The organism is Microbispora rosea (assembly GCF_044460045.1).
GTDB lineage: Bacteria > Actinomycetota > Actinomycetes > Streptosporangiales > Streptosporangiaceae > Microbispora > Microbispora rosea.
In genome coordinates this window covers 856,926-879,400 of sequence record NZ_JBITJO010000004.1, presented here as the reverse complement: position 1 = coordinate 879,400, position 22,475 = coordinate 856,926, and the positions used below count along the sequence as shown (strand labels likewise).

Sequence of the window (22,475 nt, the reverse complement as noted above, 5' to 3'; positions counted from 1 at the left end):
TACGGCCGGGCAATAGGGAGAAGTGACCGTCACCGTGGGGGCGGTTCCCCGGCAGGCCACGCTCGCCGCACCAGGGCTGCCTGAGGCGTCGGTCTCTCATCCGGACGAGTTGAAGCAGGGTCTCATCCTCATCGATGAGCGGACACGGCTCAGGGTGGGCGGGCTCCAGGCGACCCTCACGTGGAATCGGCGCTCTCTCGGCAAGAAGGGCCGTGGCATCCGCATAGGGCTGGGAGACCGTGACTACGCATACCTTCGGATCGGCACGGGAGAGGAAGAACTGCGTGACGCCGAACGCGGCCCGCTCGTGCGTCAGCGCAATCGCTTCGGCAGATCTACGGTCGGAGTGACCGTACTGTCGGCCGCCGATTCCATCGACCTCGCACTGGCCCTTGTCCTGCAAGGCGCCGACAGGACTGGGCTGACCCTCACGCAGACGGCAGTCTTCGGCGTCCTGTCGTACCTGTACCCGGGGCACGGCGATGTCTGACGTCGCGCTCGTCCGTGCGGAACGGCCCGGCAGCCGAAGCTGTGGCTCGGCATGTCCTGAGCGCTGTGCGCCCGCTCATCGCGCTCCGCGCCGTGCTCCTCGTGTCAAGGAGGGACGCCGGCCACGGGCCGTTGGGAACGCTCCACTGGCTGCCGGGGGTGGAATGGCTTCCGCCCCCGGCGGCCGGTGTGCCGCTGGTTCAGGAGGCCCGGCGGCCCGCGCTGGTGCGAGGCTGGGGTTCCGGCTCGGCCGGTCCGGTCGCCCGCTGTGGCGGCACGACCGGCGTGGGCCGCACCAGGCCGAGGGCGACGACCTCGTTGGCGAGCCGGGTGCGCCGGTTGGTGCCCTCCGGGATGCGGAACTTCTGGTAAAGCCGCAGCAGATGCTGCTTGACCGCAGCCTCGGTGACCACGAGGTCGTCGGCGATCTCCCGGGCCGTCGCGGGCGCCACGAACGCCTCGTCGGACAGCGCCGGACGGCACAGCGAGGTGAGGACGTCGACCTCCCGGCGGGTAAGCTCCGGCGCGGCGGCGCGGCGCAGCTCGACCTCGGGGGCGAGGTCCTCCCGCGGGATCCCACCGACCCGGGCCCGGGCGGCCCCGAAGGAGACGACGTCGCCGTCGTCCAGCACCCTCCTGGCGATCGGCCTGCCGTTCACCCGGGTGCCGTTGCGAGACAGGCCCAGGTCCACGACGTACAGGTAGGGCCCGCGACGGACGAATTCGGCGTGCAGCCGTGACACGCTCGGATCCGTCAGCCGGATGTCCACGCCTCGGCCGCGGCCGATCGTGGTGACGTCGGGGCGCAGCGGCACCACCTCGCCGCTGTCCTCGATCCGTATGAACGGCCCCTCCACGGCAGTTCCTCCCCAGGTAGCCCGCCGTTACTTTCCCTATAGCTGCGGCTTACCCACCCGTGGCGAGGGGGAATCGCCTTTGCCAGGAGCAGAATCAATCCTGAAATTGGTCTGGACCTTTGAGGGGCGCTTTACCTGCTCACGGGTAGACTTCGGGCGGAGATAAGTGGAGGAAACACTTATGGCGGACAAGCCCACCAAAGGCCTCGCCGATGTCGTGGCCGCGTCCACCGCGCTCAGCGACATCGACGGCCAGGCCGGCCGTCTCTTCTATCGGGGATACGACATCCACGATCTGGCCGGCCACGCCACCTTCGAAGAGGTGGCCCACCTGCTCCAGCGCGGCACGCTGCCGACCCGACGGCAGCTCGCGGACTACGGCGCGGAGCTGGCCGAAGGCCGCACCCTGGGCACGCTCGTCGAGAGCAACGTCGCCGAGATCGCCGGCAGGCAGGCGCCCATGGAGGCGCTGCGCACCCTGGTCTCGCTGGCCGGGGCCGACGACCCGGACAAGGACTCCAACTCCGCCGACGCCAACCGCCGCAAGGCCGCCAGGCTCACCGCGCAGCAGCCGATCCTCGTCGCCCGCTACCACGCGGCCAGGACGGGAGTGGACATTCCGGCGCCCGACCCCGAGCTGAGCACGGCAGCGAACTTCCTGCTGCAGATCACCGGCCGCCGTCCCGAGCGGCGCGAGGTCGAGATCTTCGACACCTGCCTGGTGCTGCACGCCGACCACACGATGAACGCGTCCACGTTCGCCGCCCGCGTGTGCGCCGCAACGCTGTCCGACATGCACTCGGCGATCGTCGCCGCCATCGGCACGCTCAAAGGCCCCCTCCACGGTGGGGCGAACGAGCAGGTCATGCGTACGCTGGAAGCGCTGGACCCGCGTGGCGTCGCACAGGCCGTACGGGACAAGCTGGCGGCGGGCGAGAAGATCATGGGCTTCGGGCACCGCGTCTACAAGACCGAGGACCCCCGGGCGACGCACCTGCGGCGGATGTCGCAGGAGCTGGCCGAGGCCTCGGGCGACGACACCTACTACCGGATGTCGCGGGAGATGGAGGAGGTCGTCTTCGCGGACAAGCACCTGTATCCGAACGTGGACTTCTACGCGGCGACCGTCTACCACTACCTCGGCATCCCCACGGACCTGTTCACGCCCGTGTTCTCGGTCAGCCGGATGTCCGGGTGGACCGCCCATGTGATCGAGCAGCACGCCGACAACCGGCTGATCCGGCCGGACAGCGAGTACATCGGCGAGCGCGACCAGAAGTGGGTGCCCATCGACGAGCGGTGACAGCGAGGGACGCGCCGGGACCGCAGTTGCAGGCATGGGAGAGACGTGAGAACGAGCGAGAGTACGGCCTGGGGGCCGTACCTGCTGGTGGTGGCGGGTGCGGCCGCCGGGCTGGGTGTGATCGGCCTGGGTGTGTCGGTGCCCGTGGGTGGTGCGATCATGGGATGTGGCTTTCTCGCCGGATCCCTGGTCCGGGTGACGGTCTCCGAACGGCGGGCGGGTGCGCTCGCGGTCCGCAGCAAACGGATGGACGCGCTCACGCTGGCGGCGTTCGGCGCGGCGCTCTTCGTCGGCTCGCTGCTCATGCTGTTGCGGCTGCACGACTCGTAGGAACACGACCTCGTCGCGGACTTACCACACCCGTCCGATAGCCTCAACGGCCAGTGAGCCTCAAAAAGGACGTGCTGGCCAGTTAATTCAGAAGGGGAACCCCACGCATGCCCAAGATCAAGGTAGCGGGCCCGGTCGTCGAGCTCGACGGCGACGAGATGACCCGGATCATCTGGCAGTTCATCAAGGACCAGCTGATCCTTCCCTACCTCGACGTCGACCTGAAGTACTACGACCTCGGCATTGAGCACCGCGACGCCACCGACGACCAGGTCACGATCGACGCCGCCAACGCCATCAAGCAGTACGGCGTGGGCGTGAAGTGCGCGACGATCACGCCGGACGAGGCCCGCGTCGAGGAGTTCGGCCTGAAGAAGATGTGGAAGTCCCCGAACGGGACGATCCGCAACATCCTCGGCGGTGTCATCTTCCGCGAGCCGATCATCATGTCGAACATCCCGCGGCTCGTCCCCGGCTGGACCAAGCCGATCGTCGTTGGCCGTCACGCCTTCGGCGACCAGTACCGCGCCACCGACCTGAAGATCCCCGGCGAGGGCACGCTGACGCTGACGTTCACGCCGAAGGACGGCAGCGAGCCGATCGAGCTCAACGTCTTCGACTTCCCCGGCTCGGGCGTCGCCCTGGCGATGTACAACCTGGACGAGTCGATCCGCGACTTCGCCCGCGCCTCCATGCGGTACGGCCTCAACCGCGGCTACCCGGTCTACCTGTCGACCAAGAACACGATCCTCAAGGCGTACGACGGCCGGTTCAAGGACATCTTCGCCGAGGTCTACGAGACCGAGTTCAAGGCCGACTTCGAGGCCGCCGGGATCACCTACGAGCACCGCCTGATCGACGACATGGTGGCCGCCTCCCTGAAGTGGGAGGGCGGGTACGTCTGGGCCTGCAAGAACTACGACGGCGACGTCCAGTCGGACACGGTGGCGCAGGGCTTCGGCTCGCTCGGCCTCATGACCAGCGTGCTCATGACCCCCGACGGCCGCACGGTCGAGGCCGAGGCGGCGCACGGCACGGTGACCCGTCACTACCGCCAGCACCAGCAGGGCAAGCCGACCTCCACCAACCCGATCGCCTCGATCTTCGCGTGGACCCGCGGCCTGCAGCACCGCGGCAAGCTCGACAACCAGCCCGAGGTCATCGACTTCGCCGAGAAGCTGGAGCAGGTCTGCGTCGAGACCGTCGAGGGCGGCCAGATGACCAAGGACCTCGCGCTCCTGGTCGGCGGCGACGCCGAGTGGCTGACCACGCAGGACTTCCTCGCGGCGCTCGACGAGAACCTCAAGAAGAAGATGGCGCTGTAGCCGGAACGGGGGCCTCTGCCTGCGGTTTCACCGCCGTGGCAGAGGCCCGTCCGCTCTTCCGGCCCGTCTGCGGGCCGTGAGACGTCGCAGGGCCCGGGAGACGGCGCGCCGAGTGCGAGGGCGTGGCGGCCCGGAGTGCCGGGCGATCACACCCAGGGTCGTCCGAGACTTCCGGGCGGCCCTTTCCCGTCACTCGGAGGTAGGGACCGCTCGCTGCTTTGTCACGGTTTCCTGACGTCACGGCGCGGTATCGAGCCGCGGAACCGTCGCACCGGGGCCGTAAAGTTCTGCTGGGCCGGTACTTTGCCGAATCGTGGGGAACGGGATGCCGCAGATCGCGCCGTTGCAACCGGGGGATCCGACCAGGCTCGGTCCCTTCGTGCTGTCCGGCCGTCTCGGCGAGGGCGGGCAGGGCGTGGTCTACTTCGGCCAGGACCAGGCCGGCGAGCGTGCCGCGGTCAAGCTGCTGCACGTCAAGTTCTCCGGCGACACGACGGCCAGGTCCCGCTTCGCCCGGGAACTGCGCGCCGCCCAGCGCGTGGCGAGCTTCTGCACCGCCCGGGTCCTGGCAGCAGACCTGGAGGGCGACACGCCCTACATCGCGAGCGAGTTCATCGACGGGCGGTCGCTGCGCGAGACCGTCGAGGAGAACGGGCCGCTGACCGGCTCGGGCCTGGAGCGGCTGGCGGTCGGCACGGCCACCGCGCTCACCGCGATCCACCAGGCGGGCATCGTCCACCGCGACTTCAAGCCCGACAACGTGCTGCTGGCCGTGGACGGCCCGCGGGTGGTGGACTTCGGCATCGCCCGCATCCTCGACTCGACCGCCACGATCACCAGCCGGGCGATCGGCACACCCGCCTACATGGCGCCCGAGCAGATCTCCGGCGACACGGTCGGGCCCCCGGCCGATGTGTTCTCCTGGGCCTCCACGATCGCGTACGCCGCGACCGGCGACGTCGTGTTCGGCGGCAACTCGATCGCGGTCGTGCTCAACCGCATCCTCAACCACGACATCGACACCGGGATGCTTCCCGAGCCGCTCGGCGGAGTGGTCCGGGCGTGCCTGCGCAAGTCGCCGGACGAGCGCCCGGCGGCCGACCAGATCCTGCTGCGCCTGCTGGGCCGCGCGGTGTCGGACGACGCGTCGGCGGTCGTGCTGTCCGAGGGGGCCGCGCACGCGGCCGACCCGGACGCCACGCGCCTCGCACGCACGGCTCCGCACCGTGCCCTGACGACGGGCGGCGCGCGTCCGCTGCCCGCGAGCGGCATGCGGACCGGATCCGGCATGCGGACCGGAACTGGTGCGGGGGCCGGGGACGGCACGCGGACCGGAGCGGGCGAGAGGACCGGGAGCGGCGTGGGTGCCGGAGCCGGTACGCGGACCGGAGCCGGCATGGGGGCTGGAACTGGCACGGGAGCCGGAACCGGCGCGGGGGCCGGGAGTGGCGCCGGCACAGGCGGCCACCCCGAGAGCGACGTGCCGACCGAGGCGTTCCGGTCCGTCCTGTCGTCCTCCGTCCCCACCGACCTCAGATTCGGCGGCGTCCCGCGCGAGGGTGCGGGTCCCGGCGGTCCCGGCGCCGTACGGCCCGGGGCGGGGGGATCCGAGGCCACACCCGGGCCGGTGGAGCCCGTGCCGGGCGGGACCGGGCCGGCTGAGATGTGGTCGGGCGGTGGCGGCTCGCATGGGACCGGGCTGCCTGGAATCGGGCCGGCTGGAATCGGGTCGGTTGGGACCGCGCCGGGCGGTGGCGGGTCGCAGGCCACCGCGTTGACTGGAACCGGGCTGCCTGGGATGGATCCGGACACGACCGGCCGGGTGCGGCGTCGTGGGAGGGGGCTCGTCGGCGCGCTCGCAGCCGTGCTCGCCGTCCTGGCCGCCGGGGGCGCGTTGATCGCCGCCAAGACCGGCTTCGCCTTCGGCGGCGCGACCGATGACGGCGGCACCGGCGAGGTCACGCCGCGGCCGAGCCCGACGTACGCATCGGTGTACGAGAAGGCGCAGCGGACCAAGCGGCTGACGATCGGCGTGCGGTGGGACGTGCCGGGGGTCGGCCTGGAGCAGGCGAGCGGGTTCAGCGGGTTCGACGTGGATGTGGCGACGTCCATCGCCAGGAGCATGAAGGTTCCGGCGAGCGGGATCACCTTCCGCCGGGTCGGCGTCAACGACCGGGTGCGCGCGCTGACCGATCACACCGTGGACATGGTCGTGGCGACCTACTCCTATGACGACAACCGCGACGACGCGGTCACCTTCGCCGGGCCGTATTACACGGCCCACACCGACCTGCTGGTGCTCTCCGGCTCGCGGATCAAAAAGCTGGAAGATCTGGCCGGGCGCCGGATGTGCGCGCCCGCCGGGAGCGGCACCGCCCGGCTCGTCGCCGGCAAGGTGGACGTCGAGCAGGTCCGGGCGGGCAACTACGCCGAGTGCATGGATCTGCTGACATACGGCAAGGTGGACGCCGTCCCGGGGGACGACCTCATCATCGCCGGCTTCGCCAACCGGGTGGCGAGCCTCAAGCTGTCGGTGCTCGGCCTGCGGCTGGCCGACCAGCGCTACTCCGTCGGCCTGCCCAGGAACGACGTGCGCACCTGCCGGGCCGTGGATGACGCGATCAGCCGCATGTACGGCGACGGCACGATGCGTGACCTGCTGCGCAAGCACTTCGGCAACGTCGACTTCGATCCCGAACGGGACGCGCCGCCCAAGCTCGCCTGCAACTGAGCCGTGTTACTGAGCCCTGTCACTGAGCCCGGCCGCGGCTGACGCTGCCGCCCGTCCCCGGCCGTGGATCAGGATGGGTCAGGCCTGGCGTTCGAGCTGAGCGATCGCGTCCTTCGTCCACTGCACGGTGGTGCGGGACTGCCGGATGCCGAGATCGAGGGCGAGGTCGCCGAACCTGACCCCGGACGCGCCCTCCGGGACGGGAGAGGCGTGTTTGGCCGCCCAGAGGGCCTCCAGTTCGGCCAGCTTGCGTTCCGCGTACGTCTTCAGCCGCTCCAGCACGTCGAGCGCCTCGCGGTGTTCGAGCAGCGGGAGCAGGAACGCCTGCAGCGCGACCTCGCTACGCGCCGGGCCCGTGGGGTCGTGCCCGATCAACCAGGCGCGCAGCTCCGCGCGGCCCTCCGACGTGATCGAGTAGATCTTCCGGCCCCGCGCGCCCTCCGCCTCCACCGTGACCAGCCCGTCGGCGGTCATCTTCGCCAGCTCGGGATAGATCTGGCTGTGCCCCGCCTGCCAGACGTGGGCCACCGACTTCTCGAACCCTTTGGTCAGGTCGTAGCCGCTCGCCGAGCCGTACGCCGTCAGCAGACCGAGAAGGGCGATGCGCAGGGACATGCCCCTCACTATACCTATGGATTGACATGTCATTCGCTACATGTCACCTTCGACATATGCGATCCAGAAACGGACTCCTCCTGTTCGCCGTGCTCGGCGGCATGTTCCTGGCGATGCTCGACCAGACGATCGTCGGCACCGCGCTGCCGACGATCACCACCGAGCTGGGCGGCTCCGGCCTCTACACCTGGGTGGTGACCGCCTACCTCCTCACCTCGACCGTCACGGTCCCGCTGTACGGCCGGCTCTCCGACGCGTACGGGCGAAAGCCGCTTCTGCTGGTCGGGGTGGTGCTGTTCCTGCTCGGCTCGATCCTGTCCGGGGCGGCGCAGAGCATGGGGCAGCTCATCGCCTTCCGCGGCGTGCAGGGGCTCGGCGCGGGCGCGCTGCTGCCGCTGTCGCTGGCGCTGGTGATCGACCTGTTCCCGCCGGAGCGCAGCGGACGAGTGCAGGGCGCCCTGGGCGGCGTCATGGCGCTGAGCTACATCGCCGGGCCGTTCCTCGGCGGCCTGTTCACCGACCACGCGAGCTGGCGCTGGGCCTTCTACGTGAACGTCCCGATCGGCGCCGTCCTCGTGGCCATCATCGTGTGGCGGCTGCCGTATCGGCCGGGGCACGGTGGGGCACGGCCCGACTATCTGGGCATCGCCGTGTTCAGCGCCGCGATCAGCGCCCTGCTCGTCGGCCTGACCGAGAAGGGGATCGACGGCCACACCTGGACGAGCGGGCCGGTGGCCGGGCCGATCGGCGCCGCGCTCGCGCTGCTCGTGGTGTTCGTCCTCGTCGAGCGGCGGGCCGCGGAGCCGATCGTGCCGCTCCACCTGTTCGCCAACGGCACGTACTCGCTGGTCAACGTCGCGTCGTTCTTCACGGCGTTCTGCATGTACGCCGGGGTGGTCTTCCTGCCGCGCTACTTCCAGGAGGCGCACGGCCTCAGCGCGACCTCCTCCGGGCTGCACATCTATCCGCTGATGCTGGCGATGGTCGTGGGCAGCGCGGTCACCGGCGCCCTCATCTCGCGCACACGCCGCTACAAGCCCTGGCTGGTGATCGCGCCGGTCTTCCTCGTCGCGGGCACGGCTCTGTGCGCGAACCTCGAGGCCGGCACCTCGACTCCGCTGCTCGTCGTGTGGATGGCGCTGATCGGGCTCGGCATGGGGCCCATGCTGTCCGGCCTCACCGTGGCGATCCAGACCTCCGTGCCGCCCCGGTACATCGGCACGGCCAGTGCGAACCTGACGTTCTTCCGGCAGATCGGTGGCTCGGTCGCGCTGGCCGTCGCGGGCACGGCGTACGCGTCCGTGGTGACGCGGGAGGCGCCCGTGCACGGCCTGCCCGCCGCCCACGCCGCCGCGACCGCGACCGTCATCCCCTGGCTGGGGGTCGTGGGCGCGGTCGTCGCCCTCCTCGCGCTCGCCCTGTTGCCGCGGGGTGGGGTGCGGCTCGACAGGCCCGCGCCGCAGCAGGACCTCGTCGCGGCGTGAGACGGCACGTCAGCGGTGCTCCGAGCGGCGTGTCGGACGGTGCGCGGGGCCCGTCCGACACGGTTGAATTGATCTCAAGCGTTCGGGGGAGCGGCAGTGGGTCGTAGGGTCGTCACGGGTTTGGTCTGTGTGTTCGTCGCCGGAGCGCCGCATCCGGCACTCGCCTTCTCCGGGGAGCCACCCCGGCCGGCGCCGGTCAAGGATCATTGGGGCATGACCGACCTCGCGGTCGGCATCACCGCCTCACCGAAGGTGGCGCAGCCGGGGCAGCCGTTGACCTACCACGTCACCGTGCACAACAAGGGCCCGGGGGACGCCGTGCTGCCGACGCTGCGGGTCGCGCTGCCGAAGGACTTCAGGATCGTCAACGTGGGCGTGGCCGAGTGCGAGCCCGGCAAGGCGCGCAACCGGGTCGTCTGCCACTCGTCCGACGATGTCCTGCCCGGCGGCTCGGGCGACATGACGATCACCGGAGTGATCGCGCCGGGCGCGCACGGCCCGCTGCGGGCGCGGGCCGACCTGACGTCCGAGGTGCTCGACAAGGACGAGGCCGACAACACGGCCGAGGCGGTGACCCGGGTCGACGAGGGGGCCGACCTGGCGATGCGGTTCCGCTCCTCGACCAGGTTCATCCGCCCGGGCCACTGGTTCTCCATACGCGCGGAGGTGCGCAACCGGGGGCCGCGCGTCGTGCGGGACGCCTACGTGTTCTTCCAGCCGCGCGAGGCCCGGCTGCTGTCCGCGCGAGGCGGGCGCTGCCGGGGAAACCGCCAGTTCGTGGGGTGCTCGCTGCCGCCGATCAGGTCGGGGTCGCGGGGGCTGATCGAACTCGTGTTCCGGGTGCCGTCCCGGGCCTCGCACGCCGTGGCGACGATGGCCACCGTCTACTCGCGCCGCTACGGCGACCGCCGCCCGGCCAACAACAAGGCGAGCGTACGGGTGGCCCTGCGCCGCGCCTGACCCGGCGACGGGCCGTCAGCCGGGTCGGCGGCCGGCCCGGACACCGCAGATCGGCGGAGCAGCGGGTTCAGGCCGGTCTTCGTTGACGGCGGACATCGAGTGCCAAGCAGCCTTGTGTGCAGGCGGGCGTCGGGTTCAGGCGGGGGTCGTGGAGGCGGTCCAGGCGTCGGCGACCATGTCCCGCAGCGACGCGTGGGCCGGCTTCCAGCCCAGCTCGCGCTGGATCTTCTCCGACGACGCCACCAGCACGGCCGGATCACCGGGACGGCGCGGCGCGACGGTGGTCGGGATGGGGTGCCCGGTCACCTCGCGGCAGACGTCCACGACCTCCTTGACCGAGAAGCCCGTGCCGCTGCCGAGGTTGTAGATCCGGTGCTCGCCGGGTGTGCAGGCGTCCAGGGCGAGCAGGTGCGCGCGGGCGAGGTCGGCGACGTGGACGTAGTCGCGGACGCAGGTGCCGTCCGGAGTGGGGTAGTCGGTGCCGAAGACGCTGACCGACTCGCGCTCGCCGAGGGCGACCTTCAGGATGTTGGGGATCAGATGGGTCTCGACCGTGTGCCGCTCGCGGAACTCGCCGTACGCTCCGGCCACGTTGAAGTAGCGCAGGCTGACCGCGCCCAGGCCATACAGCCCGGCGAAGGCGGTGAGCGCGGTGTCCACGGCGAGCTTGGACGCGCCGTAGGGGTTGCCCGGGCGGGTCGGGTCGGTCTCCAGGATGGGCGTGCGCTCCGGCTCGCCGTACGTGGCGGCGGTGGAGGAGAACACGATCCGGTTCACCCCGGCCTGCCGCATGGCGTCGAGCAGCGCGAGCGTGCCGCCGAGATTGTGCGACCAGTACAGCCCCGGCTTCTCCACCGACTCGCCCACCAGAGACTTGGCCGCGAAGTGGAGCACGGCGTCGAACCCTTCGGACAGCACCCCGCCCGCCTCGGTGATCGACGCCTGCACGAAGGCCGCTCCCGGCGGCACGGCGTCGGCGTGCCCGGTCGACAGGTCGTCGAGCACCGTGACCTCGTGCCCCTCCTCCAGGAGTTGCGCCGCCACGACACTGCCGATGTACCCGGCTCCACCAGTAACCAGCAGCTTCACTGTTTGCTCCTGTTCAAACTTGTTTGATTATGTACGTCCAGGGCCTAGCTTACGCGGTTCCCAGGAGGAGCGGGTTAAATGCCACCAGTACCGCAATCTCAGCAAGCCGCAGGAGATTGCGACGACCGGCCTGGCCTGCCTGACACCCGAACGGACTGATGACGTTGAGCAACGTCGCGGTGACCATCGCCCTGGTCCTGATATTCATCGTGATCGGCGGATTCTTCGCCGCGGCCGAGATGGCGATGGTCTCGCTGCGGGAGAGCCAGATCCGCCGCCTGAGCCGTGACGAGGGACGCCGCGGCGCGCGGGTCCAGAAGCTCGCCCGCGACCCCAACCGCTTCCTGTCCGCCATCCAGGTCGGGGTGACCGTGGCGACCGTGCTGTCGGCCGCGCTCGGCGCGGACGCGCTGGGCCCGCGGTTCGCCCCTGTCCTGCAGCAGTGGGGCCTGCGGCCGAGCGTGGCCGCGCCCGTCGCGTTCGTGGCCGTCACGCTGGCCATCTCGTACGTGACCCTGGTGCTCGGCGAGCTGGCGCCCAAGCGGCTCGGCCGGCAGCGGGCGGAGAGCCTGTCGCTCGTGACCGCCCCGCTGCTCGACCGGATCGCCACGCTGTCGAGGCCGGTGATCTGGCTGCTGTCCAAGTCGACCAACGGCGTCGTACGGCTGCTCGGCGGCAACCCGTCCGCCGACAGGGCGGCCATGACCACCGAGGAGCTGCGCGACATGGTGGTGGGCCACTCGGAGCTCACCCAGGACGAGCGCGACGTGATCGCCGAGGTGTTCGCGGCGGGCAAGCGGCAGCTGAGGGAGGTCATGCTGCCCCGCACGGAGGTCGAGTTCATGGCGGCGGACACCCCGCTCGCCGAGGCCGCCGTGCTCGCCGCGGCCATGCCGCACTCCCGGTTCCCCGTCTACCGCGACACCTACGACGACGTCATCGGGTTCGTCCACGTGCGGGACCTGCTCGACCCGGTACGCACCGGGCGGCTCGACCCGATCAGCGAGGTCGTGCCGATCCGCCCGGTCAAGCTCGTGCCCGCGAGCAAGCGGGTCCTGGCCACGCTCGCGGAGATGCGCGACGAGGGCCACCACCTCGCCATCGTGGTGGACGAGTACGGCGGCACCGACGGCATCGTGACACTGGAGGATCTCGTCGAGGAGCTCGTGGGCGACATCCGCGACGAGTACGACGAGAGCGGCGACGCCGTACGCGTGATCGCCGGGGACGTGGAGGTCGAGGGGCTGGTCAACCTGGACGAGTTCCACACCCAGACGGGTGTGCGGCTGCCCACCGGGCCGTACGAGACCCTGGGCGGATACGTCATGGCCTTCCTCGGCCACCTGCCCCAGCGCGGTGAGATCGCCGAGGCGCCGGGCGTGAAGCTGACCGTGACGGAGATGGACGGCCGCCGCGTCTCCCGCGTCCGCGTCACCCGCACTCCTCCCGAAGACGCGGCGCCCGCGGCGGCCGGCTGAGCGGCGACCGGCTGAGCAGGCAAGCGGCTGGGCAGGCGATCGGCTGAGCGACGGGCGGTGCGGGGACCGATGCGGGGCCGGTGTGGGGGGCCGATGCGGCGCTTCACACGGCCGCGCCAGAGGGAGGCGTCCCCCGGCGGGGACGGCGCCCGCGCCATGGCCGCGTCTGTCGCGGGCAGCCCGCGACGCCTGACAGAATTGCGGTATGGCTCTTGCTCGCGTCCTGTCCGGTATCCAGCCCACCGCCGACTCGTTCCACCTGGGCAACTACCTCGGCGCCATCCGTCAGTACGTCGCGCTGCAGGACACCCATGAGGCCTTCTTCTTCATCGCCGACCTGCACGCGCTGACCGTCGCGCCCAAGCCCGAGGAGCTGCGCCGGCGCACCAGGATCGCCGCCGCCCAGCTGTTCGGCGCGGGGCTCGACCCGGAGCGCGCCGCGGTCTTCGCGCAGAGCCACGTGCGCGAGCACAGCGAGCTCGCCTGGTATCTGATCTGCCAGACCGGCATGGGCGAGGCCGGGCGGATGACGCAGTTCAAGGACAAGTCCGCGCGGTACGGCGAGAGCTCGGCCAGCGTGGGCCTGTTCACCTACCCGATCCTCCAGGCGGCCGACATCCTGATCTACCAGGCCGACCAGGTGCCGGTCGGGGTGGACCAGAAGCAGCACCTGGAGCTCAGCCGCGACCTCGCGCAGCGCTTCAACAGCCGCTACGGCCAGACGTTCAAGGTGCCGAGCCCCTACATCCTCAAGGAGGTCGAGAAGATCACCGACCTCCAGGACCCGATCGCCAAGATGTCCAAGTCGTCGTCGAGCCCGCAGGGCATCCTCGACGTGCTGGAAGAGCCGAACGTCCTGCGCAAGAAGGTCATGCGCGCGGTGACCGACACCGGCAGCGAGGTCGTCGCCGACGAGGAGAACAAGCCGGGCGTCACCAACCTGCTGCGGATCCTGTCCGCGCTGACCGGCACGCCGATCCCGGAGCTGGAGACGCGGTTCGCCGGGCAGGGTTACGGCGCCTTCAAGAAGGAGGTCGCCGAGGCCGTCATCGAGACGTTCTCCCCGATCCGGGAGCGTACGGAGAAGCTGCTGGCCGACGAGGCCGAGCTCGACCGGTTGCTGGTCGCGGGCGCCGCCAAGGCCCGCGCGGTGGCCCGCGAGACGATGGAGCAGGTCCGCGAGCGCCTGGGCCTGCTTCCCACGCCGCACTTCGACTGAGCCACGCCTGAGCCACGCCTGAGCCGCGTCCGAGACCACGCCTGAGGCCGCGGCCCCGCCCCGGGCCGCGGTCGCCGCACGCATCGAGACGCCTCCTCCGGGTACACAATGCCGATGGGAATGGCGATGGTCGGCCAGGTCACGCGGCGGGTCGACGAGGTCAGGGCGTGGGGCCGGATGCGGATCGAGCGTGACCGGATCCGCTTTCCCTGGTTCGACCACCTCCTCCGGACCGTGCAGCGCTACCAGGTGCAGACGGGGGACCGGCTGGCCGGCGCCATCACCTACTTCGCGTTCCTGTCGTTCTTCCCGCTGATCGCGCTGGCGTTCGCCCTGTTCGGGTATGTCGTGACGGTCCGCCCGGACGCGCTCGCCACGCTCACCGAGGCGATCAACAGCCAGCTTCCCGGGCTCGCCGGGCAGCTCCACATCGACCAGCTCGCCGGCGCCCGGGCCCGGGCCGGGGTCATCGGCCTGCTCGGCCTCCTGTACGCCGGGCTCGGCGCGATGAACGCCCTGCGTGAGGCCCTGCGCACCGTCTGGATGACCTGCGCGCCGCCGCTCAACTACTTCGTCGGCAAGCTCCGCGACCTCGTCGCGCTCGTGCTGATGGGACTGGCCATGCTGGTCTCGGTGATCGCGAGCGGGTTCGCCACCGGGGCCACGAGCACGGTCGCGGGATGGCTCGGCCTTGGCTCCTCGCCACTGGCCGGCTTCGGTGTCTGGTTCGCCGGGATCGCCGCGAGCCTCGTCGCCGACCTGCTGCTCTTCCTGGTCATCCTCGGCTGGCTGGCCAAGCCGCCGCAGCCGTTCCTCGTCGTGCTCAAGGGCGCGCTGCTGGGCGCGGTCGGCTTCGGCGTGCTGAAGCAGCTCGCGGCGCTGATCCTGTCCTTCACCCTGCGCAACCCGGTGTACGGCACGTTCGCGGTGGTCGTGGGGCTGCTGCTGTGGATCAATCTGTCGGCCCGGGTGATCCTCTACGCTGCCGCGTGGACGGCGACGGCCACGCTCGGCCCGCCGCCCGAGCCCACCCCGCTGCCGTCGCCCGCGATCACGCCCACGACCGGCCCCGCCTGACCTACCGACGCGCCCCTAACGGGGGCGCAACCCGTGGAGCGCGGTCTCCACGACCGTGTCGGCGTACTCGGGGGTGAGCGGGCCGCCGCGCTGGAGCCATCGGTTGAGCAGCGGTCCCCACAGCATCTCGATCGCGACGTCGAGGTCCAGGTCGCCGGACAGCTGCCCGGCCCGCTGCGCGCTGCGCAGCCGCTGCCTCTTCAGCTCCTTCATCGGCCCGTCGAGCCGTTCCGCGTACGCGGCGGCGAGCGCGGGGTCGTGCAGGATCTCCGTGTTGAGCGCGCGCATCGGCTCGTCGTATCGCGGGTCGTTCAGCTCGGCGACCGTCGCGCGCAGGACCGCCTTGAGGTCGGCTTCCAGGTCGCCGGTGTCGGGCAGGGCCGCCGAATCGTCCTCCCCCTCGGAGAGCATGAGGAACGCGTCGAAGAGCACCGCCCCCTTGGAGGGCCACCAGCGGTAGATGGTCTGCTTGCCGACCCCGGCCCGGGCGGCGATCCCCTCGATGCTCAGCTTCGCGTAGCCGACCTCGCCGACGAGCTCGAACGCCGCGGTGAGGATGGCCCGCCGTGAGGTCTCGCTGCGGCGCTTCGTGCCGGGAGTCGTGCCGTGCTGTGCCGTCATGCCGCCGAACCTACCAAAAACGAGACGAGACGATCCGTCTTGACAAGGGTTCGGAGCGACGCCATGATTGGCCAATCGAGACGATACGTCTCGTTTCATTGAGGTAAGCGAATGGAGTGTCCATGCGTACGACGACCGCCGCTTCGGGACGGGTCTGGTTCATCACCGGTGCGGGGCGGGGGCTCGGCCGGGCGTTCACCAGGGCCGCGCTCGACAACGGCGACCGGGTGGTCGCCGCGACCAGGACCGTGGCGCCGCTGGAGGGCCTGGCCGCCGGACACGAGGACAGGCTGCTCGTGCTCCCTCTGGACGTCACCGACCGCGCGGCGGTCCACGCCGCGGTCGACCGGGCGACCGAGCGCTTCGGCCGGCTCGACGTCGTGGTGAACAACGCCGGGATCATGTCCATGGGGATGATCGAGGAGTTCACCGAGGCCGAGGCCCGGGCCCAGATGGAGACCAACTTCTTCGGCGCGCTGTGGGTCAGCCAGGCCGTCCTGCCCTGCCTGCGTGCTCAGGGGGCGGGTCACATCGTGCAGATCTCCAGCATCGGAGCGCTCGGGGGCTTCCCCACCACCGGGCTGTACAGCGCGAGCAAGTTCGCGTTGGAGGGCATGAGCGAGGCCCTGGCGATGGAGGCCGCGCGGTTCGGGGTGAAGGTCACCATCGTCGAGCCCGGCGGCTACTGGACCGACCTGTACACGAGCATGACCGCGACCACGCCGATCCCGGGCTACGCCCCTCTGCGGGCCGAGCTGGAGAAGCAGTGGGCCGAGGGGTCGGTGGACAGCGATCCCCGGCTGGCCGCCGAGGCCGTGCTGACGCTCGTCGGCAGCGACGAGCCCCCGCTACGGCTGCTGCTGGGTGGCACGGCCTACGACCTGGCCTTCGACGTCTCCCGCCGGCGCATGGAGACGTGGGCACGCTGGGAGGAGGTCAGCCGCGCCGCCGAGCACGCCATCCCCGCCCCTCCTGCCCGCTAGCCGGAGGAGTCGCCGGGCGTTCTGCGGCGCCGGCGCAGGCCGTACGCGCCGAGGGCGAGGAGCACGAGGACGCCGCCGCCGATCAGCAGGGGGGTGGTCGCGCCCGTGGAGGCCGGGTCCTCTCCGCGTGCCTTGGCCGCCCCCGCGTCGGCCGCGCCCGGCGTCGGCGAGGGCCGTACGGCCAGGGGGGAGGAGGAGGGCTTGGGGTCGGGCGCCGGGCCGACCAACTGGCCCACGGGGGCCGCCTTGCTCCTCGCGGCGAAGCCCCAGTCGAGCAGCTTGGCGACCTCGTCCCAGAAACCGCCGGGGTGATGCATGATCACGACGAGGATGGTGTGGCCGTCACGCCGGGCGGCGCCCACGAAGCTGCCCAGAGCCTTGGACGTCCAGCCGTTCTTGATGCCGAGCATGCCCTTGTAGCGTCCGAGGAGCCGGTTGTGGTTGGCCATCTCGTAGTAGGCGGGCGCGGGAGACTCACTGGCCTCGGAGTCGTCACCGCGCTTCTTCTTCTTTTTCTTCTTCGGGTCTTCCTTGGGCGCGGGGAACTTGGCGACCTTCGTGCTGATGTATTCGCGGAAGTCCGGGATCGCCAGCCCGGCCCGCGCGATCAGGGCGAGGTCGTACGCCGAGCTGCGCTGGCCCGGGGCGTCCAGGCCGTTCGGCGTCTTGGCCACCGTGTCGTACGCCTGGAGCTTGCGCGCCTCCTTGTTCATGTCGGCGAGCGTCTTCTTCACGCCGCCGTTGGCCTCGGCGAGCGCGATCGCCGCGTCGTTGCCGGAGACCATGAGCAGCGCCCGCATGAGGTCGTCGACCTTGTAGATCGGCTCGGGAACGATGCCGACGGCGCTGCCCTCCACGTTGCAGGCTTCCTCGCTCGGCTTGATCTTGCGGTTCTTGTCGAGCCTGGGGATCAGCGTGACGGCTGTCAGCGTCTTGAGCGTGCTCGCGGGCAGGTAGTGCCCGTGCGGGTCCTTGGCCGCGAGCACCGCGCCGGTGTCGGCGTCGGCCACGACGTACGCGCTGGCCTCGGTCTTGGGCGGGGGGTTGATCCCGGCGGGCCGGACGATTCCGTGGCCGGCGAGCAGATCTCCGCCCACGGTGCCGTTTCCCCTGCCGGTTCCGGCCATCGCGGTTTCGGCCACCGTGGCGCCGGCCGCGGCCGCGCCGGTCTCCCACGGCGCCAGGCCGGGCGCGGCCGGCGCGCCCGCGGCGGGAGGGGCGCCGAGCAGCGCCGTCGTCAGCACTCCCACCGTCGTCACGGTCGCGGCGAGAGCCCGCAGGTTCATCCCCAACAGAACCTCGGCAAGGGGACCGTCGTCTTTTGGCGACGGGGGAATGCCGTCCCTGTCTGGTGTTCTCTCTGGGCTCATCGCGGCTGCCTTTCACCGGTGGCTTGGATGGACGGTGCGTTCATGATGATTGTGTGAATCGTCAGGTGCGCGACGCCTCCGGTGGGGTTTGTGACCTCGGCCACCGCGTGGTGCGGGGACTGCGGGCGGCCGTCCCGGCTGCAGGCCGGCTGGTCTGGTCCAGATACCAGGAGGTCACGTCCATCGAAGTCGCGCGGGAAGAAGGCCTGTTGTTGCTGACCGGTGATTCCGCGCTTCCTGTCTCTGGTGCTGTCGGCGCCTTCCAGTACTGTGGTGATCTGATTACCGAGAGCGAGGGGTGGGTGTGCGCCGGTCGTTTAAATTCCTGCTGCGCCCCACCAGCAACCAGGCCGCCTCGCTCGCCGCTTGCCTTGAGGATCACCGGGTCCTCTACAACGCCGCTTTGGAGCACCGGCGCACCGCCTACCGCAAGGCGGGGGTGACGGTTCGGTACGGTGACCAGTCCGCAGAGTTGAAGCACATCCGTGCCGATGACGCCGAGGGTCAGGGCCGGTGGTCGTTCTCCTCTCAGCAGGCCACGCTGCGGCGATTGGACAAGGCGTTCGCGGCGTTCTTCACACGGGTCCGCGAGGGCCGCACGCCGGGATTCCCCAGGTTCAAGGGGCGCGGCTGGTTCGACACAGTCGAGTGGCCCAAGGACGGCGACGGCTGCCGGTGGGACTCCCAGCCCGAACACCCCTCCACGGCCTACGTCCGATTGCAGGGCATCGGCCACGTGCGGGTGCACCGGCACCGCCCGGTGCGCGGCAGGGTGAAGACGATCAGCGTCAAGCGGGAAGGCAATCGCTGGTATGTCATCTTGTCCTGCGATGATGTGCCTGCCGAGCCGCTTCCGCAGACGGGTGCGGCCGTGGGCCTGGACATGGGCGTGGCGTCGCTGGCCACGACCAGTGACGGTGACCCCCTGGACAACCCGCGCCACCTGGCCGCGTCCGCTGGCCGTCTGGCGGCGGCCCAGCGGGCTCTCGCCCGCAAGAAGCGGGGGTCCAGGCGGCGGCGTAAGGCCGTTGCTTGGGTGGCGGCGCTGCACGCGAAGGTGCGCCGTCAGCGCCTGGACGGCGCGCACAAGGCGGCGCTCGCGCTGGTCCGCGACTATGACGTGATCGTGTATGAGGATCTGCGGATCGTGAACATGACCCGCTCGGCCGCTGGCACGATCGTCCAGCCTGGGCGGAACGTCGCGGCCAAGTCGGGGCTGAACCGGAGCATCCTGGATGCGGGTTGGGGGGTGTTCCTGCGTGTGCTCGCGCACAAGGCTGAAAGCGCCGGTCGAGAGCTGATCGCAGTGAACCCCGCCAATACCTCCCGCACCTGCTCGCGCTGCGGGCACTGCGCGAAGGACAACCGCCTCACCCAAGCCCAGTTCCGATGCCAGGTGTGCGGCCACGAGGCGCACGCCGACGTGAACGCGGCCAAGAACATTCTCAGGGCAGGGCTTGCCCTTCGCGACGCGGCGGAAGCGGCTTAGCGAGAAGCCGCTCCCTTCAGGGAGCGGAGGAGTCACAGGTCGCTCAGCCTAGCCCTCGACTGCCTTCGCATGAAGCGACATATGCCCCATATGCCACAGGGCCACGCAGGCGGCCGCCGATACTGTGGACATGACGAGACGTGTATCGATCTTTCTTGTGGCACTCGCCGTTTTCATGATCTTCGAATGGATCAACCTCGGCTTCAATCTCGCCGACGGGCACGAGACGTCCTTCTACGTCGTCCACGGCGTACTCATCGCGGTGAACATCCTCCTGGCACTGGCGCTGGGGGCGGTCGGCGTGCGGGGATGGATGAAGGGTAGGGCCTGAGCCTGGAACGACCTTGTCCGCTGCGACCCACAGGTCGGCAGGGACCGAACGTGATGGAGGCAAGCTTTGGCGATCGACTTCAACCCCTCGCGTGGCGCGACCCTCGGCGTGGAGTGGGAGCTTCAGCTCGTCGACCGGCATACGCGTCATCTCCGCCAGGACGCCAAGGAGGTGCTCGGCGCGGTTCCCGATCTCAGTGAGGGACAGCGGCCCAAGGCCATGCACGAGCTCATGCAGTCGCAGGTCGAGATCGTCACCGACGTCTGCCACACCGTGGCCGAGGCGGTGCAGGACCTGAAGAAGAGCATCGGCCGGCTGACCGAGGCCGTCGAGCCGCGCGGCATCGCGCTCGCCTGCACGGGGACCCACGCGATCAGCGACTGGCGCGACGCGGTCTACGCCCCCAGCCAGCGCTACGTGGAGCTGGTCGAGGACCTGCAGTGGCTCGCCTGGCGGATCCAGACGTTCGGCGTGCACGTCCACGTGGGCGTCAAGGAACGGGACAAGGTCATTCCGATCGTCAACGCCCTCGCGGCATACCTGCCGCACTTCCTCGCGCTCACCTCCTCCAGCCCCTACTGGGGAGGGCAGGACACCGGGCTGGCGTCGAGCCGGGCCATCGTCTTCGGCTCGCTGCCCACGGCCGGGCCGCCGCACCTGCTGGCCGACTGGGCCGAGTTCGAGGAGTACATGGACACGCTGCTGCGGGCGGGCACGATCCGCAGCATCAAGGAGGTGTGGTGGGACATCCGGCCGCATCCCGACTTCGGCACCATCGAGGTGCGGATGTTCGACGGCATCCCGACGCCGCGCGAGGTGGGCATGGTGGCCGCGCTGACCCAGTGCCTCGTGCAGCAGTTCGATCAGCAGCTCGACCGGGGATACAAGTTGCCGCACCCCGCGGCGTGGGTGGTGCGCGACAACAAGTGGCGCGCCACGCGCTACGGCCTCGACGCGGACGTCATCACCGACGACCATGGCTCCACGGCGCCGATGCGCGACGTATTGTATGAACTTCAGCGTGAACTCGAACCCGTCGCCGAGCGGCTCGGCTGTGCCGACGAACTGGCGGTCGTGACCGAGGTGCTGGAGCAGGGGAGCTCATCCGAGCGCCAGCGGGCGATCCTCGCCGACGGAGGGACCCTCCAGGACGTGGTCGACGCAACGGTGATCGAGCTCGCCGAGGACAGGTTCGTCACCTCGAACCCCAACCGCGAGATCGGACAATCGGCCACCTGACGGGGTAGGCCTGATATGTCCGGTAACAGTGCCTCAGTTCTGACAACGCGCGGTGCCCGGTGTAAATACTGGGCAATCCGGCGTATCGGAGGGTCGCGGCATGGAAGGATTGTGAATGAAGGGTCGGTGGAGGCGAGACACGCCCGCGCGACCCTTTTGGGCTTTTTCGTGACTTTTCGTGATCATATGGACGATCCGGCGATCCGTGGCGGGACGGCGCACCGGAGAAGGGAAGACCCCGTGGCCACCTCATCGAAGCTCGCAACGCCGGACGCGGCCGTGCCAGGAAGCAACGGCCTGGCCGGGCAGCTGGCGGAATTCCTTCGCGAGCACAACGATGAGCTGATCGAGTTCCGGCGCGACGTACACGCGCATCCGGAGATCGCCTTCAGCGAGCATCGCACGACAGAGAAGATCGCTGAGCGGCTGACGGACGCCGGGCTCACCCCGCACCCGCTGTCGCGCGGCACCGGCCTGTGGGTGGACCTCGGCCGCGACGAGGGGCCCACGGTCGCCCTGCGCGCCGACATCGACGCGCTGCCGATGGAGGACGAGAAGGACGTCCCCTACCGCTCCACGAACCCCAACGCGTGCCACGCCTGCGGCCACGACGTGCACACCTCGATCGTCCTCGGCGCGGGGCTGTTCCTGGCGTCGCAGGCCGACGCGGGAGCGCTCCCCGGCCGGGTGCGGCTGATCTTCCAGCCCGCCGAGGAGGTCGCGGGCGGCGCGCTGGAGGTCATGCGCGACGGCGGCCTGAACCAGGTCGACCGCATCTTCGCGGTGCACTGCGATCCGCGCCTCGACGTCGGTCACATCGGCCTGCGCACCGGCCCGATCACCGGTTCCTGCGACAGCCTGCGCATCCGCGTCGCGGGCCCGGGCGGGCACACCGCCCGGCCGCACCTGACCGTCGACCTCGTCTACGCGCTCAGCAAGATCGTCACCGAGCTGCCTGCCGCGCTGTCCCGCCGCGTCGACCCGCGCTCCAGCCTCAGCCTCGTGTGGGGCCAGATCTCCGCGGGCTCGGTGGCGAACGCGATCCCGGACGTCGGGGTGGCTCAGGGCACGGTCAGGTCGCTCGACGAGGACGCCTGGCACCAGGCTCCCGACATGGTCAAGGCCCTGCTCGACTCGGTCGCCGGCGCGTACGGCGTGGACGCCGAGATCGACTACCGGCGCGGCACGCCGCCCACGGTGAACGAGGCCACCAGCATCCAGATGCTCCACGACGCGGTCACCCAGATCATCGGCGAGGGGGCGGCCGTGCCCACGCCGCAGAGCCTCGGCGGCGAGGACTTCTCCTGGTATCTCGAGTCGGTGCCCGGCGCGCTCGCCCGGCTGGGCACCCGGCCGCCGGGGGTCGTCGACGAGGTCGACATCCACCGGCCGCTGTTCGACGTGGACGAGAGGGCGATCGGGATCGGCGTCAAGGTCATGGCCGCCACCGCGCTGACCGCGCTGTGGGGCGGCGCCCGTTGATCC

Annotated in this window: 20 protein-coding genes; 15 read left to right on the top strand and 5 right to left on the bottom strand. The window is 70.4% G+C overall.

Going from position 1 to position 22,475, the window contains the following annotated elements:
- The first annotated feature begins 22 nt into the window (after positions 1 to 22).
- The gene (locus ACIBK1_RS21280) at positions 23 to 490 is read left to right on the top strand and encodes a hypothetical protein (RefSeq protein WP_030508445.1); all 468 of its coding nucleotides are present in this window, start codon (positions 23 to 25) and stop codon (positions 488 to 490) included.
- 199 nt (positions 491 to 689) lie between these two features.
- Here ACIBK1_RS21280 and ACIBK1_RS21275 read toward each other — a convergent pair whose 3' ends face one another.
- A complete protein-coding gene (locus tag ACIBK1_RS21275; protein ID WP_030508446.1) occupies positions 690 to 1,346 on the bottom strand; it encodes an FHA domain-containing protein in 657 nt (218 codons plus the stop codon).
- 181 nt (positions 1,347 to 1,527) lie between these two features.
- Here ACIBK1_RS21275 and ACIBK1_RS21270 point away from each other — a divergent pair, with 181 nt between their 5' ends.
- The 4 genes from ACIBK1_RS21270 (at position 1,528) to ACIBK1_RS21255 (ending at position 7,035) form a co-directional block, all read left to right on the top strand.
- Positions 1,528 to 2,649, top strand: a complete 1,122-nt coding sequence (locus ACIBK1_RS21270) for a citrate/2-methylcitrate synthase (protein WP_396725085.1) — start codon at positions 1,528 to 1,530, stop codon at positions 2,647 to 2,649.
- 45 nt (positions 2,650 to 2,694) lie between these two features.
- Positions 2,695 to 2,979, top strand: a complete 285-nt coding sequence (locus tag ACIBK1_RS21265) for a DUF3017 domain-containing protein (RefSeq protein WP_030508448.1) — start codon at positions 2,695 to 2,697, stop codon at positions 2,977 to 2,979.
- Positions 2,980 to 3,086: 107 nt separating this feature from the next.
- On the top strand, positions 3,087 to 4,304 hold the full coding sequence (locus tag ACIBK1_RS21260) for an NADP-dependent isocitrate dehydrogenase (protein ID WP_030508449.1): 1,218 nt from the start codon (positions 3,087 to 3,089) through the stop codon (positions 4,302 to 4,304).
- Between the two features lie 313 nt (positions 4,305 to 4,617).
- Positions 4,618 to 7,035 carry a serine/threonine-protein kinase gene (locus ACIBK1_RS21255; RefSeq protein ID WP_396737110.1) on the top strand — a complete coding sequence of 806 codons (2,418 nt, stop codon included), beginning with the start codon at positions 4,618 to 4,620 and terminating at the stop codon, positions 7,033 to 7,035.
- Positions 7,036 to 7,113: 78 nt separating this feature from the next.
- Here the strand turns inward: ACIBK1_RS21255 and ACIBK1_RS21250 are convergent, their stop codons facing one another.
- Positions 7,114 to 7,650 (bottom strand): PadR family transcriptional regulator, encoded by a 537-nt coding sequence (locus ACIBK1_RS21250; RefSeq protein WP_030508451.1) that lies wholly within the window; start codon positions 7,648 to 7,650, stop codon positions 7,114 to 7,116.
- A gap of 56 nt (positions 7,651 to 7,706) precedes the next feature.
- Between ACIBK1_RS21250 and ACIBK1_RS21245 the strand changes: the two genes are divergently transcribed.
- Both ACIBK1_RS21245 and ACIBK1_RS21240 read left to right on the top strand, forming a co-directional pair.
- Positions 7,707 to 9,134 (top strand): MDR family MFS transporter, encoded by a 1,428-nt coding sequence (locus ACIBK1_RS21245; protein ID WP_231513909.1) that lies wholly within the window; start codon positions 7,707 to 7,709, stop codon positions 9,132 to 9,134.
- Positions 9,135 to 9,347: 213 nt separating this feature from the next.
- Positions 9,348 to 10,094, top strand: a complete 747-nt coding sequence (locus ACIBK1_RS21240) for a CARDB domain-containing protein (protein ID WP_030508453.1) — start codon at positions 9,348 to 9,350, stop codon at positions 10,092 to 10,094.
- 135 nt (positions 10,095 to 10,229) lie between these two features.
- On the opposite strand, the gene galE is transcribed toward ACIBK1_RS21240, so the two are convergent.
- Positions 10,230 to 11,183 carry a UDP-glucose 4-epimerase GalE gene (gene galE / locus ACIBK1_RS21235; protein WP_030508454.1) on the bottom strand — a complete coding sequence of 318 codons (954 nt, stop codon included), beginning with the start codon at positions 11,181 to 11,183 and terminating at the stop codon, positions 10,230 to 10,232.
- Positions 11,184 to 11,341: 158 nt separating this feature from the next.
- On the opposite strand from galE, the gene ACIBK1_RS21230 reads away from it, so the two are divergent.
- From ACIBK1_RS21230 to ACIBK1_RS21220, 3 genes are all read left to right on the top strand, one after another.
- Positions 11,342 to 12,661 (top strand): hemolysin family protein, encoded by a 1,320-nt coding sequence (locus ACIBK1_RS21230; protein WP_081903585.1) that lies wholly within the window; start codon positions 11,342 to 11,344, stop codon positions 12,659 to 12,661.
- Between the two features lie 205 nt (positions 12,662 to 12,866).
- Entirely contained in the window at positions 12,867 to 13,880 is a 1,014-nt protein-coding gene (gene trpS, locus ACIBK1_RS21225) for a tryptophan--tRNA ligase (RefSeq protein ID WP_030508456.1), read from the top strand.
- A gap of 114 nt (positions 13,881 to 13,994) precedes the next feature.
- Positions 13,995 to 14,957: a YihY/virulence factor BrkB family protein gene (locus tag ACIBK1_RS21220; RefSeq protein WP_396737105.1), complete on the top strand. Its 963-nt coding sequence runs from the start codon at positions 13,995 to 13,997 to the stop codon at positions 14,955 to 14,957.
- 15 nt (positions 14,958 to 14,972) lie between these two features.
- On the opposite strand, the gene ACIBK1_RS21215 is transcribed toward ACIBK1_RS21220, so the two are convergent.
- On the bottom strand, positions 14,973 to 15,578 hold the full coding sequence (locus ACIBK1_RS21215; protein ID WP_396737102.1) for a TetR/AcrR family transcriptional regulator: 606 nt from the start codon (positions 15,576 to 15,578) through the stop codon (positions 14,973 to 14,975).
- A gap of 122 nt (positions 15,579 to 15,700) precedes the next feature.
- On the opposite strand from ACIBK1_RS21215, the gene ACIBK1_RS21210 reads away from it, so the two are divergent.
- Positions 15,701 to 16,561, top strand: coding sequence for an SDR family oxidoreductase (locus tag ACIBK1_RS21210; protein ID WP_396737099.1), 861 nt, complete (start codon positions 15,701 to 15,703; stop codon positions 16,559 to 16,561).
- Here the strand turns inward: ACIBK1_RS21210 and ACIBK1_RS21205 are convergent.
- Complete coding sequence (locus ACIBK1_RS21205) at positions 16,558 to 17,847, bottom strand: D-alanyl-D-alanine carboxypeptidase family protein (protein WP_396737096.1); 1,290 nt, start codon at positions 17,845 to 17,847, stop codon at positions 16,558 to 16,560. The genes ACIBK1_RS21210 and ACIBK1_RS21205 overlap by 4 nt on opposite strands.
- Positions 17,848 to 18,229: 382 nt before the next feature.
- Between ACIBK1_RS21205 and ACIBK1_RS21200 the strand changes: the two genes are divergently transcribed.
- From ACIBK1_RS21200 to ACIBK1_RS21185, 4 genes are all read left to right on the top strand, one after another.
- A complete protein-coding gene (locus ACIBK1_RS21200) occupies positions 18,230 to 19,420 on the top strand; it encodes an RNA-guided endonuclease InsQ/TnpB family protein (protein ID WP_396737093.1) in 1,191 nt (396 codons plus the stop codon).
- Positions 19,421 to 19,550: 130 nt separating this feature from the next.
- Positions 19,551 to 19,751, top strand: coding sequence for an SCO4848 family membrane protein (locus ACIBK1_RS21195; protein WP_239104746.1), 201 nt, complete (start codon positions 19,551 to 19,553; stop codon positions 19,749 to 19,751).
- Between the two features lie 66 nt (positions 19,752 to 19,817).
- Positions 19,818 to 20,990 (top strand): glutamate--cysteine ligase, encoded by a 1,173-nt coding sequence (locus tag ACIBK1_RS21190; protein ID WP_030508462.1) that lies wholly within the window; start codon positions 19,818 to 19,820, stop codon positions 20,988 to 20,990.
- Positions 20,991 to 21,230: 240 nt separating this feature from the next.
- On the top strand, positions 21,231 to 22,472 hold the full coding sequence (locus tag ACIBK1_RS21185; protein ID WP_396737090.1) for an amidohydrolase: 1,242 nt from the start codon (positions 21,231 to 21,233) through the stop codon (positions 22,470 to 22,472).
- The last annotated feature ends 3 nt before the right edge of the window (positions 22,473 to 22,475 follow it).